11 protein-coding genes are annotated in these 14,650 nt (G+C 48.4%); 5 read left to right on the plus strand and 6 right to left on the minus strand.

All coding sequences use genetic code 11. From position 1 onward, the window contains the following. Positions 1 to 6 precede the first annotated feature (6 nt). The 5 genes from ACU52_RS07815 to ACU52_RS07835 form a co-directional block, all read right to left on the minus strand. The gene (locus ACU52_RS07815) at positions 7 to 2,163 is read right to left on the minus strand and encodes a penicillin-binding protein (RefSeq protein WP_053398388.1); all 2,157 of its coding nucleotides are present in this window, start codon (positions 2,161 to 2,163) and stop codon (positions 7 to 9) included. Continuing rightward, a complete protein-coding gene (locus tag ACU52_RS07820; RefSeq protein WP_394330580.1) occupies positions 2,153 to 2,596 on the minus strand; it encodes an FtsL-like putative cell division protein in 444 nt (147 codons plus the stop codon). The genes ACU52_RS07815 and ACU52_RS07820 overlap by 11 nt, the downstream gene beginning before the upstream one ends. Before the next feature lie 22 nt (positions 2,597 to 2,618). Next, a complete protein-coding gene (gene rsmH / locus ACU52_RS07825) occupies positions 2,619 to 3,539 on the minus strand; it encodes a 16S rRNA (cytosine(1402)-N(4))-methyltransferase RsmH (protein ID WP_053398389.1) in 921 nt (306 codons plus the stop codon). 60 nt (positions 3,540 to 3,599) lie between these two features. Further along, complete coding sequence (gene mraZ, locus ACU52_RS07830; RefSeq protein WP_053398390.1) at positions 3,600 to 4,067, minus strand: division/cell wall cluster transcriptional repressor MraZ; 468 nt, start codon at positions 4,065 to 4,067, stop codon at positions 3,600 to 3,602. 217 nt (positions 4,068 to 4,284) lie between these two features. Next, positions 4,285 to 5,541 carry a tetratricopeptide repeat protein gene (locus ACU52_RS07835; RefSeq protein ID WP_147630814.1) on the minus strand — a complete coding sequence of 419 codons (1,257 nt, stop codon included), beginning with the start codon at positions 5,539 to 5,541 and terminating at the stop codon, positions 4,285 to 4,287. 626 nt (positions 5,542 to 6,167) lie between these two features. Here ACU52_RS07835 and ACU52_RS07840 point away from each other — a divergent pair. The 3 genes from ACU52_RS07840 (at position 6,168) to ACU52_RS07850 (ending at position 9,706) form a co-directional block, all read left to right on the plus strand. Further along, positions 6,168 to 6,719, plus strand: a complete 552-nt coding sequence (locus ACU52_RS07840; RefSeq protein ID WP_125105504.1) for a hypothetical protein — start codon at positions 6,168 to 6,170, stop codon at positions 6,717 to 6,719. Positions 6,720 to 7,831: 1,112 nt separating this feature from the next. Then, entirely contained in the window at positions 7,832 to 8,659 is an 828-nt protein-coding gene (locus ACU52_RS07845; protein ID WP_053398393.1) for a lyso-glycine lipid O-acyltransferase GlsA, read from the plus strand. A gap of 57 nt (positions 8,660 to 8,716) precedes the next feature. Continuing rightward, the gene (locus tag ACU52_RS07850) at positions 8,717 to 9,706 is read left to right on the plus strand and encodes a glycine N(alpha)-acyltransferase GlsB (RefSeq protein ID WP_021854873.1); all 990 of its coding nucleotides are present in this window, start codon (positions 8,717 to 8,719) and stop codon (positions 9,704 to 9,706) included. A 212-nt stretch (positions 9,707 to 9,918) separates the two neighbouring features. Here the strand turns inward: ACU52_RS07850 and ACU52_RS15570 are convergent, their stop codons facing one another. After that, positions 9,919 to 11,013 (minus strand): winged helix-turn-helix domain-containing protein, encoded by a 1,095-nt coding sequence (locus tag ACU52_RS15570; protein ID WP_053398394.1) that lies wholly within the window; start codon positions 11,011 to 11,013, stop codon positions 9,919 to 9,921. A gap of 224 nt (positions 11,014 to 11,237) precedes the next feature. Here ACU52_RS15570 and ACU52_RS07860 point away from each other — a divergent pair, with 224 nt between their 5' ends. After that, complete coding sequence (locus tag ACU52_RS07860) at positions 11,238 to 12,080, plus strand: GLPGLI family protein (RefSeq protein WP_053398395.1); 843 nt, start codon at positions 11,238 to 11,240, stop codon at positions 12,078 to 12,080. Positions 12,081 to 12,129: 49 nt separating this feature from the next. Continuing rightward, on the plus strand, positions 12,130 to 14,643 hold the full coding sequence (locus tag ACU52_RS07865; RefSeq protein ID WP_082335211.1) for a carboxypeptidase-like regulatory domain-containing protein: 2,514 nt from the start codon (positions 12,130 to 12,132) through the stop codon (positions 14,641 to 14,643). Positions 14,644 to 14,650: the final 7 nt, after the last annotated feature.

A 14,650-nucleotide genomic window follows, 5' to 3' on the forward strand; every position in this document is an offset into this window, starting at 1 on the left:
TTGTTTTTATATTTCGAGTTTTAGTGAGCATACCTCACCTTTCTTTATTATATGTCCTGCAGGCAGACTCTGCTGCGTTACCTTTCCGCGGCCGCTGAGTCTTACTTTTACGCCTCGGCTCTCGAGGATATACACGGCGTCGCGTGCACCCATGCCTATTACGTCGGGCACTATCTTGGTTTCATAGTGAGGCCCTCTTGTGAGCATCACCGATGATGCCTCTCTCTTAGCGCTTCCCCATATAGGATTGCCGTTGGCATAGCTTCCGCTCCAGTTCTTGTTGGTGCTGATGCCGAGATGGCTGAGCACATAGTCGGCAGCAAGGATGTTGCCGCTCTTTACGTCGGGCATGAGTATAGAGAGCGAGTCGCGTGCGTCTTCAACGCTCAGCTTCAGGCTCTGTGCCATGATGCCTTCGGCTATGTTGTGGAATACCAGACCGCTCATGCCGCCGCCCGATGCGGGGAGTCCCGATTTCTGTATGCATACGATGCAGCTGTAGCGAGGATCGTCGGCGGGGAAGTAGCCGGCAAAGCTGAGCAGATAGTTTACCTTGCCCGACTTGTAGCCTCCGGCGCCTTTAGATATCTGTGCCGTACCAGTCTTGCCTGCCACCTTGAACGATGTAGAGCCGGCGCGCTTGCCGAGGCCCTGGCTTACCACGTGCTCAAGTATGGTCTGTATCTCGCGCAGCGTCTTCTCCTTGCAGATGCGCGCCTTTATCACTTCTGGCGGAAACTCGGCTATCACCTCGCCGTCTTTTACAATCTGTTTTACGAAGCGCGGGCGCATCATCGTTCCGTTGTTGGCTATGGCGTTATAGAATGTGAGCGTAGATATCGGCGGCACCTGAGTTTCGTAGCCGATGCTCATCCACGGCAGCGCCGTCTTGCTCCAGTTGACATACTGGCCCTTGCCGTTCTTCTTCGGCATGCGGATTTTCGGTGCTGCGTATCCGACGATCGGAAGATGCAGGTCGGTGCGCAGGCCGAGGCGGTCGATGCCTTCAACAAACTTCTCCGGTTTGTCATGATAGAACTTGTCTATTATCCGGCTTACGCCGATGTTAGAGCTGTATTCGAGCGTCTGCGGCAGCGTCAGCATCTGATAGCCTCCGCGGTGCCAGTTGTGGTCGCGCATCTTTGCTCCGTACATATCCCATATACCGTTGCCCGTGTCCACCTTGTATGTAGTGTCAACCACTCCGTCGTCGAGCGCAACCATTATTGATGCCGTCTTGAACACCGAGCCAGGCTCGAGCAGGTCTGACACGGCGCTGTTCTTTATCTCGCGGTATTCACCGTCTACGCATTTTGCCATGTTGACTATGGCCTTCACGTCGCCCGTCTTAACCTCCATGACAATGGCAACGCCCACGTTGCCGTTGATATCTTTCAGCTCGTCGATAAGCGCGCGCTCGGCAAGGTCCTGCATGCCCACATCAATTGTGGTCACTATGTCGGCACCGTCGATGGGCGGTATTGTGGTGAGGCCAAGATACTTATTTCTCACCTTTCGGCGATTTTGCTTTCCTTTCTTACCTCTCAAAATTGAATCGAAAGACAACTCAAGTCCGCAGCGGGCAGAGTCTTTTTCGCCGTAAATGTCGCCGATAGTCCTCTGTGCAAGCGAACCGAACGGGCGCTGACGTGAACCAAGCGTATCAACATGGTATCCGCCCTTGTATTTAGACAGATTAAACACAGGAAGCTTTTTCACTTCTGAATAGACGGCATAGCTGACACGGCCATTCCATATAGGCCAGTGCTGACTTCTCTGCTTGCGTCCTTTCTCAAGATCTTCCTTAAATTTGGCTGCCGATTTCTCGGGAAATATCTCGTGCAGGCCCATGCATATGCTGTCGAGTTTAACCTGCCACAGAGAGTCTTTCTCCTCTCCGCCTGCTCTGAAGTCCATGTACAGACGAAATTCTGGCAGCGAACCGGCCATGAGTTGACCGTCGCAGCTCAGGATGTTTCCTCTTACGGGCTTAATGTCCACGCTGTCTTTCTTCAGTCGTGAAGCCACTTTCAGCCAGTAGTCGCGCTCCACGGTGGCAATGCACATGGCCTTGCCGATGATTATTATTCCTACCACAACCATCACGTAGGCTATGATCTTATATCTCGGAATTATCTTTTTTCTGTCGAACTTATTGCTCATTTTCGGGTACGTTTATTATGTAAGGTGGTTGATTGGCTATGTGCAGAATGCTGTCTTTGTTGTTCTTCAGCATCTCCAGCACGTTGCTCTCGCGGCACATTTCGGTCAGTTCGCTCGAGCTTGCCAGTGCCTTATATTTGGCATCTTTCAGTTTCTCGTTAAGCTCGTTGATTTCAAGTATGTCTTTCTGACAGCTGTATCTGTTGGACACATATACCAGCGTGAAGGCTGCTATGAGCACTATCACCCAAATCTGTTTTTTCAGCATCTCGGTAGACAGAAAGTCGCCTCCGAGAATCTTGCGCAGCGTAAAGTTGGCCGACTGAGGCCTTTCTTCCTCTATGGCCTGCTCTCTCATCACTTGTTTAAACAGTGACGGTTCCTCCTCATTCTCGTTCTTTCCGGGGCCGTCGTCACCGGCCACTCCGTTCATCTTCTTTTCCAAATCTTCTTTTTCAGTCATCTTTCTTTTCAGCTATTCTAAGTTTTGCACTTCGGCTTCTCGGGTTGTTTGCCAGCTCCTCGTCGTCCGGCGTTATCACTTTGTTGTTTATGAGGGTGAATGGCGTCTCTATCCGTCCGAAGAAGTCTTGCTTTATCTTCCCCTCAGGGTTGCCTGTCTTCATCACGTTTTTCACGATGCGGTCTTCCAGACTGTGATATGTTATCACCGACAGTCTGCCGCCGGGTCTCAGCAGCTCCGTTGCCGACCTTAGCATCTCCTTCAGGGCTGTCATCTCGTTGTTTACCTCTATGCGCAGGGCCTGAAAGAGTTTTGCCATGTCTTTCTTTTCGCGCTCACGCCTGAACAGGCTTTCCACGGCGCCTATAAAGTCTTGTGTGGTCTCTATCTTGTGTGCAGCGCGCGCCTTCACCAGCGCAGCAGCTATCTTTCTCGAGTTTTTCAGTTCGCCGTACAGGTAGAATATGTCTGCCAGGCGCTCCTCGTCGTATGTGTTCACCACGTCGGCCGCCGTTGTGCCGTCGCGCTTGTTCATGCGCATGTCGAGCGGGGCGTCGAAGCGGAACGAGAATCCGCGCGACTCGTCGTCGAAGTGGTGGCTCGACACGCCGAGGTCGGCCAGCAGGCCGTCTATGTGGTCGACGCCGTAATAGCGCATCCAGTTTTTCAGATACCTGAAGTTACTCCTCACGAAAGTCAGACGATTGTCGTTTATGATGTTTTTTTCGGCGTCGGCGTCCTGGTCGAAGCTGTACAGATGTCCGTCGGCGTCGAGACGCGACAGAATTTCGCGGCTGTGTCCGCCGCCTCCGAAGGTTACGTCAACATAGATGCCGGCCGAACCTATGTTCAGACCGTCGACGCTGTCTTTCATCAAGACAGGAATGTGGTATGTCTTTGCGGTGGTCACCATTTGCGTTATATTTGAGTGATGATTAGTTGAGTTACAAAAAAGATCCCTTGGCAGCATGCATTATACGGCCTGTCCGCCGTTGATGTCCTGTTTCATTATCTCTTCGAGCGACGCGCCAAACTCCTCCGGCTCCATGAAAGGCTTGTCGGCGTTGTCGCGGCTCCATATCTCTATGGTGTCGTCCATGCCAATAAACTTTATCTCCTGGCTTATGCCTGCCATCTTAAGGTAGCGCTTGGGGATAAGAAAACGCCCGTTGGCGTCGAGCGAAACGATTTCTGCGTCGGCCACAAACTGGCGGAATATCTGCTGATGCCTGCTGTCCCAGCGGTTAAGACGCGAACGCAGGGCCTCGGTCTGACGGTTCCATACGGATGCGGGATAAAGCACGAGGCAGAGCTGAAACACGTCCTTGCGCATGACGAGATATTCCTCATAAGAGTCTTGTAGCTCCTTGCGGAATATCGCCGGCAAAAAGGCGCGCCCCTTTACGTCGGTCTTGGCTTCTATGCTTCCCAAAAATCGCATGCGTACATCTATAATAGGAATCCGGTGCCAAAGGTAAGTATTTTCCTCCACAATTCACCACAATTCACCACAAAAATGCAAATTTAATATGTTAAAGTCAATAATGCCTCCACATCGACTGCCATAACGGCATTATTTGCACCTTAAGGGGCATGAGCTGATATAGCCGTTCGGGCATGTCTGATGCCTGTTTCGGCATTTCATTTCTGTGGCATTCCTAATTGTTATTTTCACCTTTTTCCTTCTTCTTGAGTCTGTGGCGCATGGTTCTGACGGCTCCTTGCGATATGCCCATAATGCGTGCCGTGTCTGCTGCGTCCATACCTATGGCTGATAGAAGCAGGAAAAACGTGGCATAGGCAGTTAGCTTTGTGTGGGTTTCCTCTATCATTCTCACCTCGTTGGGCATCTTAGCCCTAAGATATTCTACAACGGCTTCAAAGTCGTCTTTGCTCCATTTTGACACGTTTCCATCGAGTTTTACGCTCTCATACAGGTCTTTTCCGTGGTCGAGTATCGCGCTTAGGCGTGCCTCGCCCTGCTCAAGTTTCTTCCTCAGCCGTTCAATCTCCTTTTTGTCTCCCCGGCTCGTGCGCTCAGCATCCTCAAGCTCGCGCTGATATTTGTCAGTCTCCCTGCGTATTTCGGTTATCAGACGGCGCGTTCTGTTGGCACGCCTGCGGAACAAAAACACCGATGAAATGGCGAAAAACAGCAACACAGATACAGAGATGATGATAATCATTCCGATGCGTTGTCCTGTCATCTCATCCTTTTTCATGTTGTCGTATTCGTTTTGCAGCGAAAGCATTTCTTCTGTCTTTTTTCTTGCCAGTGCGCTGTCCTGCATGATTTTTTCTTTTTTATGAAATATGTTGGCCTCTTCCGGGCGGTTTTCTTTTTCCGCTTTTTCCGCCATAAACTGGTAGATTTCTGCCTTTTCGTCGAAGTTCGCTCCTTCTAAAGCCTTGGCTAAAAGTGTGTCACATACTTCTGTCTTTCCTCTAGCATAGCAAACCTTTGCCAGATTGATGCGGGTGGTGGGCACATCAAGCAGATTGAATGCCTCTCTAAACATCGGTTCTGCTTTTTCGTAAAGTCCTTTCTCGTACCAAATTAGTCCAATGTTATTCAAAAACATTGACGACATTTCCTTGTCGTTGATTTTTTCAAGCAACGGGATTATTCTTGACATATACAATTCGGCACTGTCTTTTTTGTTCATGAAATAATAGCATGAAGCGGTTTTGTCTAAAGATACGCACATCCATATGGTGTTATTGCGCTTTTCTGCATTTTCAAGTGCTTTTAGTGAATATCTTAATGCTGTTTTATAGTTTCCGGATTCTAAATTTACGTGTGAGAGGTTGATATAAATATACTGTCTAAGGCTTGGGTCGGACGAGAGCTTTTCTTCGCTTTCCGCTTTTTTCAATAGAATCACGCCGTTCTCAAAGTCTCCACGGTCTAACATACACATCCCTTTATAGTAATACGAGCGGGCTAAATCGGTATGATTTTTTGTCTTTTCAAAATATTTTATACTGAAATCTATTAACGAATCGTTAGAAAGTACTTTCCCTAATGTGTTATATGCCTTTGTTAACAGCAGGCAATATTTGGCTCTGGCATCAGCGCCTGTTAGACTTTTTCCGTTTATTCTTTCCAATAACATAATAGCCTTGTCTGTATTTCCTGCTTGTAAAAGCGAATCGGCATTTGACAATATCTTTTCTGCCTTATTGTTGTTGTCTGTGCAACTAATCATAAGGGGCAAAAGTATCAGTATAAATATAAGTTTCTTCATCTGTCTGTTTCTGTTTTTCTAGCATTGCAAAGATAAATAAAATATGATTATTTCATTTTATTATTGCTTGTGTTTGTTGCTTTGCTGTGGTTTCTAACGTTACATTTTATGCTTTGTCTGAATTTTTAGAGTTGGTGTAATGTTTTGAAAATCAGTAGCTTCTGATATATCAAGCGCCCGAAAAACATGTAACGCATGATATGAAGATTAAATGGAATATTTAAACGTGCTGTGTGCACTTTGATTATATTTGCGTTGACGAATCTAAATTTTAAACTTAAATTATTTTTATTATGAAACAAAAAATTTTTATTTTGGTGCTGTCAATTATTTTTGCGCCGGCAGTATGGGCACAGGATGTAAAAGCTGAAATGCAGAATGTAAAGGATAACAGTAATAATAGCTTTATTGACAGAATGATGCTTAACCTTGACTTTGGCACGGCATTATACAAGCAGAAGGAAAGACAAGTTATGTCGTTTGGGGCTGATTTGGGATTTAAAATAACCAAAAAGTTTTATATGTTTGCAACGGCGGAAAGAATGCTCGCTCTATACGACAATCCGGAAAACTCATATCTGAGCACAACAAATTTAGGCGGCGGCTTAGGATATACTCTCGGGCGCGTAGGATATATTGATATCGACCTTTACGGAAAGGTTGGCGCCTCTGTGGGGCATACAGACTGGAAAAACGTAACTTATGACGCACGGCTTATGTTCAGGATAAAAAGATGCAAGCTGATTAACGTTAATGTCAGTATAGGCTATCGCCACATCAACTCGCGCACGGCAGGCATCGACAATTATAACGGCGTGTTCGGGACGATAGGTTTCGGCTTCTGATATGGATAGAGGCGTTGGGATTTACCGTGGACGGTTATAACGTTCAGGCGGCTTTGCGCATTAGCAGGTGCAAGGCCGCATCTGTGTTGATGTCTGTGGCTTAAGCCCTTGTCGCACTTTATATTTTTATAGCAAAGAAGGATATGCACATTATGCTCAAATTATTCATTTCCGCTTTTACCCCCAATCGGTTGTTATGATTCGGTCTGTGTTTTTGCTTTATATTGAGCGGCTTTTTGTTGTTTTTTGCAGGCATAGCGGACTATGTCAAGAAAAAGCGAACAAAAAGACGCCAATAGAAACAAAAAGGCTGGCTGAAAGCATGAATACACAAAATTGATAAAGCTATGTGCGGTCTAATGATCGATTGGGGTTTAATTTTTAGCGATGTAAGATTGTCGGTGCAGGTAAAAACTTATGACAAAATATTTTTTCAATCTAGAAAACGAATGTGTAACGGATGTTAAATTTATGGCGTTAAATAAGTATGTGCGTTAACTTTTGTTTGTAATTAGACGGCTAGAATAGCCTGAAAAGTCTGATTTTTGTGTCTAAAAACAGCGCTTTTATGTTGTAGATGCACTGCTTTTGAGTCGTAAACGGCCCACTTTTGCACCGTAAATGGCAGAGTAATATTTTTTAACTCTCCGTCTTTTCTCTTTTAAATGATGTAAGTTTCTGTGTGTCAGTGTATTATCGTGGAAGCGTGATTTTTGCTGTTTTCTGCGCCAAATCACGTGTCAGCGCAGAGCATCGCCGTTCTGAGAGCGTCAACTGTCATGCGTTCTGTAATTTTTCTTTACAAAATGCAGACGCTCGATGCGCTGGCTTTGATGTGTCATGGCAGGTAGCGTTGCCATGCATAGTTGCGCTTGCGTGTGCTCTTGTCTGTTTCTGCCACATTATTTAATAGGCATGTGCGCCTGTTGTGAGGGTGGGGCGCACGGTTTTTTGTGTCATATATATTACATTGTTTGGCATGTCTGTTTTTGTTTTGTTTGATTTTTATACGTTTTTTGTTACAAAAGTGAGAAAAAACCAATATTTTTCCATAAAATAAGTATGTTTTTGAAAAACTTGAATTATTTTTGCATTGAGTTAGTATCGAAAGCATGAATAGTATCACAGAGAAAACGATTGACATCAGCGATATTCTTAGGGGTAAAATGGGCAGCAAGGCTAAGTTTGTGCCCTCGCCGCTGGTAAAATGGCTTAAGCATATCGTACATCAGGACGAAGTCAACAAATATCTTTGGGACAGCAGACATCTCACCGGAGTAGAATGGCTCGAGGACTGCATGCGTTATCTTGACATGACGCTCGAGATTGTCGGCAAGGAGAACCTGCCCGACAAGGATGACGGAAAGCTTTACACCTTTGTGAGCAATCACCCTCTCGGCGGAGAAGACGGTGTTGCGCTGGGTGCCGTTATCGGCCGCCATTATGACGGACGTTTCTGCTATTTGGTAAACGACCTGCTGATGAACCTTCCGGGGCTTGCTCCGCTGTGCATACCTATAAACAAGACAGGCTCGCAGAGCCGCAGCTTCCCGGCCATGGTCGAGGCCGGCTTCAGGAGCGACAACCACATGCTGATGTTCCCGGCGGGCCTTTGCTCGCGCAGGATCAACGGAGAGATACGCGACTTGCCATGGAAGAAGACGTTCATAACGAAGAGTGTGGAGACCCACCGCGACGTGGTGCCCATACATTTCGGCGGGCGCAACTCAGACTTCTTCTATACTTTGGCCAACGTCTGCAAGGCCCTTGGCATAAAGTTCAACATAGCGATGTTGTTTCTGGTCGACGAGATGTACAAAAATGTGCACAAGTCGTTCCGCATAGCCATCGGAAAGCCTATTCCCTGGCAGACTTTCGACAAGTCCAGAACACCGGCGCAGTGGGCGCAGTATGTGCAGGACGAGGTCTACAAACTATAATGAAACAGGTTTAAAACAGAGATACTTCAACAAATAAACCTCTTAATTTTTTATAAGATGGAACAAGAGATTATCCAGCCGATTGACAAAGAACTGCTTAAAAGTGAGCTTACGCCTGAGCGTCAACTCAGAATGACTAACAAGAGTAACAATGAGATTTATGTTATAACGGCTCACAACTCGCCCAACGTTATGAAGGAAATAGGACGGCTGCGCGAGATTGCGTTCCGCGAGGCAGGCGGCGGCACAGGCAAGAGCATGGACATCGACGAGTTTGACACGATGGACAACTGCTACAAGCAGCTTATCGTGTGGAACCCCGAGGCTGAGGAGATTATCGGCGGATACCGTTATCTGCTTGGAACTGACGTTGAACTTGACGAAAACGGGCAGCCCATACTTGCTACGGGACACATGTTCCATTTCTCTGATAAGTTCATGAAGGACTATATGCCGCAGACCATTGAGCTGGGACGTTCGTTCGTATCTCTCGAATATCAGAGCTCTAAGATGGGTGCAAAGAGCCTCTTTGCGCTCGACAACCTGTGGGACGGACTGGGAGCGCTCACCGTGGTGATGCCCAACGTGAAGTATTTCTTCGGCAAAATGACCATGTATCCATCATACGTGCGCAAGGGACGCGACATGATCTTGTACTTCCTTAAGAAGCATTTCAACGATCCTGACAATCTCATCATACCGATGAAACCGCTGAAAATAGAGACTGACGAGAAGGAGCTGGAGCAGCTGTTCTGTGAGGAATCGTTCAAGGACGACTACCGCATACTCAACCGCGAGGTGCGCAAGATGGGCTATAACATCCCGCCGCTGGTGAACGCATACATGGGTCTGAGTCCTACGATGAAGATGTTTGGCACGGCCATCAACTATGGTTTCGGCGATGTTGAGGAGACGGGCATACTTATTGCCGTCGACGAGATACTCGAGGAGAAGCGCATACGCCACATCGACTCGTTCATAAAGGAGCATCCTGAGGCTCTGAACATTACTTCGGGAGCCAACAAGATAATATATAAGGAGAAATAAAATCTGATATTATACATACACATTAAAATTCCTGTCGTGAGACTTTAGCCGTGTTTAGGCAGTCTGACGGCGGAATTTTTTTTATGTCTTGTTTTATGTAGCCTGCATGCGTCGCTGTGCTTGTTGGCTGTTTGGTGTTTTGGCCTGTTGGGCGTATAGCTATTTTTTCGTGCCGGCTCGTTCTTGTAATAATGACTTACGTCTTTGTCTTATTATTGGTTTTGCATAGTCTTCAGCACATATCCCTTTCTTATAATTGCCTCTATGCTTAGTGCGGCGTCGCTCTTCAGAGCCCTGCGCAGATATGTTATCTGCACGTTGAGCGCCATGGAGTTAGAGTAGGAGTCGTCGCCCCACACTTCTTTCAGCAGCACTTCGCGCCCCACGACCTTGTTCGGGCTGTCGGCAAGAATGCGCAGCAGTTCTGCCTGCCGGCTGGTGATAATCACCTTCTCGTTGCCGTGTCGAAGCTCGTTGAGCTCGTAGAAAAACAGCGTTGAGCCTATTTTTATTGCCGTGGCGTCGTCGGCAGTCTTGGCGGGCGGCTGCTTCATCTCGTAGATCATGTTCTTCATAAACTCGTGCCTTATGGCGTTTATGCGGCGCTGAATCATTATCGTCTTGATTTGATACATCATGCAGAAGCCCAGTATGATGAGCAATGCGATGCTTGCGGCAAGCTGCCGGCTCATCAGCATGAGTATATGCGATGCCGGTACGTGGACGGTCATTTCAACGGCCTCCATTTCAAGCGGATTGGTTGAATATCTCACGTGCAGCGTCTTGCTTAGTCCGCCGCTCACGCTGAATGCCGGCTTTATCATGCACCGGTTTGTCTTGACAAACCTGAAGCTGTCTGTTTTTATGCCTTCGGCAGCATACAGCAGCGAGTCGAATATGTTGCGGTCGAACCGCTTTTCCTGAGAGGCCATGTATCTCGATGTCAGTTCCACACCTTCAGTCATGTCAATGTTCCTCACCTTCAGCTGCTTTTTTGTGTCGGGCAGGGTGTATCTTATCGTAGATTTCACCTGTCTGTCTTTTTCTTTTGTCTTCTTTGTGCTCTGGTCGATCTTCAGCACAATCTGCATTCTTACGTAGCTGCTGTCGTCTTTGCCGTCCTCTTGTTTGTCAATCCTTATATCCTTTTCTTCTTCAAGCGCCTTGGTGCAAGCCTGCTTCAGCTCTTCGGCCTTAACCGTGCTGCTGTATTCGTATTGGTTGTAGAGCCAGTAAGCCTGCATGGCGAATATTGCAGTCATCGCCACGATGCTTATAGTCCAGACATGTTTTATCCTTCTGTTCATCTTGCGGTTATGTTTTGTTTACGGATTTGCCTTCGAGCCTTGCGCCATATTGCCGTCCGTGTCATGGCGTGGCAATGTGTATGCAAATATAGTAAATAAAGGTGAACTGCGTGGCAGCGATAATATTTTAGTAATATTCCCGGTAATACGCAAGTAATAGAAATGTGCCTTTTCATCGGTCTGCCTTCGTTAATTTTGCGGCATTAACCAAAACTTTTGTTACTATGAAGCGAATTATATCCATATCTCTTCTCGCCGTCAGCGCAATGTTGGGCAGCGCACAGACTAACATCAATGTGTTTACGCCTGAAGACCTTCAGCCCGGAAAGCCGTGCGACACTCTGCGCTACGTTATAACTTATGACATGGCTTATGTTGAGGACACGCTGCAAGTGCCGATGAAGGCGGCTCACGAAACGATGCTGCTCGAAACGGGGCACAAGGTTACGGCTTTCTACAGCTACGACGCCTTCAGAAGCGACTCGATCAATGCCGGACTTCTAAGCCGTGGCGCCACACAATACAGCGTTCTCGGCCGCATACCGTGGCGGTTGTATACCAATTATCCCGAAACGGGGCGCTCGTCATTCACCGAAAAGCTCGGTCTCGACCGCTTTGTCTGCGTTGAAAGCGTGGAAAAACCGCAGTGGCAGCTTTGTCCAGACAGCTCCGCCACCATTCTTGGCTATCCTTGCCGGCTTGCCACAGCCAGCTATAAGGGGCGCCTGTGGAGCGCATGGTATGCTGAGGACATACCTCTCTACCATGGGCCGTGGAAACTCTGCGGACTACCCGGACTCATATTGCGCGCTTACGACAGCCAACGCCATTATGTGTTTGAGGCTATAGGGATAAAGACTGCCGATGAGCCGCGCCCCATATACTATAAAGGTGAAGGCTATGAGGAGATAAGCCGTAAGGATTTGGACGGTCTTTATCGCCGTTATTATTCTGATCCTGTAGGATATATGACTGCCGGCGGCAAGGTGACGGTAAAGATGCAAGACCGTAGCGGCAAGTCAGTTGCTCCGCCAAAGGGTGTTCCGTATAATCCGATAGAGCGATAGTCAGGTTGCCAAAGAACATCTGCTGTCAGCCGTTGTAAAGCTGTTTGCTATGAAAGGAATAATCAGAATGTTTATTACATTGCTGTTGCTGCCGTTCAGTCTGTATGTTTCGGCACAGCAGTCGGTTACGGGTGTTGTTGCCGATTCAGCCACACAAGAGCCTCTGCCCATGGCTGCGGTAACGCTGATGCGTGGCGGAAAGCCGGTGGCATTTACCAATGCAGACGACAAAGGAGTGTTCTCCATTGCCGTAAAAGCCGGCGACAGCCTTTCGGTGAGCTTTCTCGGTTACCGCAAACATATGGTAAGGGTGAGTCCGGGGCGGCATGTAAGCATACAGATGACGCCTGAAGCGTTTGAACTTAGAGAAGTTCAGGTGAAGAGCGGACGCATAGCCGGACTGAGAGACACCATAAGCTACGACCTGTCGAAGTTTGCCGACAAGCGCGACAACACGCTGAAGGACGTGCTGAAGAAACTTCCCGGAGTGGATGTCGATAAAAACGGCAAGATAAGTTTCAACGGAAAGGACATCAGCCGTTTCACCGTTGAAGACTTAGACCTGACGGGCGGACGCTACGACAGACTGAACGAGACGCTGAAACCTGAAGATGTTGACCGCGCGGAGGTGATACAGCACGACCAGCCCGTGAAGGCTTTGCGCGATAAAGTGTTCACCGACGACGTGGCAATGAACATAAAGCTCAAGCCCGGAGCACGCGACAAATGGATGGCAACGCTACGGCCTGCCGCAGACGTGGCATTTCCGCTGAAAGGCACAGAACCCATGGGCGGGGCCGATGTGCTGCAGATTGGGCGGAAACGGCAGAGCCTCTATGATGCCGAATACGACCGTTCGGGCCACGACCTCAGCCACAGCAACGACGTGCTTGCCGTTGGCGGCACAACAGGATATGGCTCAGGGGCAGATGTTCCGCAGTGGTTGACTCAGCCGGAGCTTGCCGCACCCATCGACGACAACCGCCTGCGCTTCAACCGTTCATACAGTCTGAACGTGAAGCACACGGCAAAGACTGCCAAGGGAAGCGACTGGCGCATCACGGCGGGATACGCACACAGCAACGAGGAGCAGACAACCTCAAACACATCGTCATACTATTTAGGCGGTTTCACCGTTGAAACTACCGATGAAACCGACTATTCTTGCATAAAACGCGATAATGTCTACGTGGATTTTACAAGTACGCTGAACAACGAAAAAGTCTACGGCAACGAGTATTTCCTGGCAGAAGCCACAAGGCGTGAGGGCGTTTCGCACATTGAAGGAACAGCACAAGGCACCACAGCGCAGACGGTGAAAACGCCCGAAATGCGCCTTTTGAACGATTTTTCGCGCCTTTTTACGCTTGGAGACAATACACTTTCGGTGCGCTCGACGGCTGATTTTCATTACGCTCCGTTCTCGTTGAACGTTGACGGAATCACGGAAGAACTGAAAAATCTGCTTTGGCATACCGACAACAGCGCTGAAACAGTTTTGCCCGGCAGATATTTCACGCAGAAATATAAGGTGGGTTTCGCCATAGAACACCTCAACCTGCGCGGACGCAACACCTCAGTGGAAGTTTACGCAACGCCCGGAGTCGAATACAGACGCGGCAGCATGCGACTCAATTTAAGCGTGCCCGTAAGATGGCAGCGGCTTACGGCGCAGAACAGAAACCTGCTTTATGCGTCGCCGTCGCTCTATCTCAGCCTCAAGACCGGCATGCGCAGCGAACTGACAGCGTGGGGCGGATATGCGATGAAACCGGGAGAATGGAACAATTTTGTGCTCGATGAATACGCCTTCGACTACCGCACAACTTACGCAACGTGCGGCGTTGTGCCCGTAGACCGCACCTTGAGCGCATACATAACTTACGACTACAAGCGCCCCGTGAAAGAACTCTTCTGGTCGTTTACGGCAAGTTATAGCCATACACGCAGCAACCTGATGACCGACATGACCATAGCCGACGGCCGATACAGATATTATGTTGCCGAAAGAGACAACAGCCGTCAGTCTGCCTTCGTAAAAGCACAGATGTCAAAGGGCTTTTTCAGTCTGCACTTAAAGACTCTCCTTGCCCTGCAGTATGCCTATTCGGAAGGCGGACAGCTGTCGATGTCGACCATAACAGGCTACAGGGCACACACCTTTACCATGTCGCCCGAAGTAACTTTCTCGCCGTCTTTCGGCACATTTTATTACGCGGGACAATTCGCAATGAACGGCATGAATACCGATGAAACCGCACAAAATATGCTGTTCTGCTGGCGTCAGAACCTTTCTTACACACAGACGATAGGCAGCGTAGACATAACCTTATCTGCTGTTCACTACCGCAACGAACTGCAGTCGGCTCAGACCGTAAACACGCTGCTTGCCGATGCCGGCGTTGTGTGGCGCCTGAAGAAGGTAAGGCTGCAAGCCGAGCTGCGCAACATCTTTAACAGGCGCAACTATGCCGTTACATATTACGGCAGTGCTTCGTCGTCGACCACATACTACAACCTGCGCCCTCGCGAGATAATATTGAGCGCGCAGATAAGTCTTTAGCCGCTTG

Origin of the sequence: Xylanibacter rarus, from assembly GCF_001275135.1 — a bacterium.
GTDB lineage: Bacteria > Bacteroidota > Bacteroidia > Bacteroidales > Bacteroidaceae > Prevotella > Prevotella rara.

What these genes read in the sequence shown, in the direction of transcription:
- ACU52_RS07815 (WP_053398388.1), bottom strand. Translation starts at nt 2,163, where the DNA reads ATGAGCAATAAGTTCGACAGAAAAAAGATAATTCCGAGATATAAGATC.
- ACU52_RS07820 (WP_394330580.1), bottom strand. Translation starts at nt 2,596, where the DNA reads ATGAACGGAGTGGCCGGTGACGACGGCCCCGGAAAGAACGAGAATGAG.
- ACU52_RS15570 (WP_053398394.1), bottom strand. Translation starts at nt 11,013, where the DNA reads ATGAACAGAAGGATAAAACATGTCTGGACTATAAGCATCGTGGCGATG.
- mraZ (WP_053398390.1), bottom strand. Translation starts at nt 4,067, where the DNA reads ATGCGATTTTTGGGAAGCATAGAAGCCAAGACCGACGTAAAGGGGCGC.
- rsmH (WP_053398389.1), bottom strand. Translation starts at nt 3,539, where the DNA reads ATGGTGACCACCGCAAAGACATACCACATTCCTGTCTTGATGAAAGAC.
- ACU52_RS07865 (WP_082335211.1), top strand. Translation starts at nt 12,130, where the DNA reads ATGAAAGGAATAATCAGAATGTTTATTACATTGCTGTTGCTGCCGTTC.
- ACU52_RS07850 (WP_021854873.1), top strand. Translation starts at nt 8,717, where the DNA reads ATGGAACAAGAGATTATCCAGCCGATTGACAAAGAACTGCTTAAAAGT.
- ACU52_RS07840 (WP_125105504.1), top strand. Translation starts at nt 6,168, where the DNA reads ATGAAACAAAAAATTTTTATTTTGGTGCTGTCAATTATTTTTGCGCCG.
- ACU52_RS07835 (WP_147630814.1), bottom strand. Translation starts at nt 5,541, where the DNA reads ATGTTAGACCGTGGAGACTTTGAGAACGGCGTGATTCTATTGAAAAAA.
- ACU52_RS07845 (WP_053398393.1), top strand. Translation starts at nt 7,832, where the DNA reads ATGAATAGTATCACAGAGAAAACGATTGACATCAGCGATATTCTTAGG.
- ACU52_RS07860 (WP_053398395.1), top strand. Translation starts at nt 11,238, where the DNA reads ATGAAGCGAATTATATCCATATCTCTTCTCGCCGTCAGCGCAATGTTG.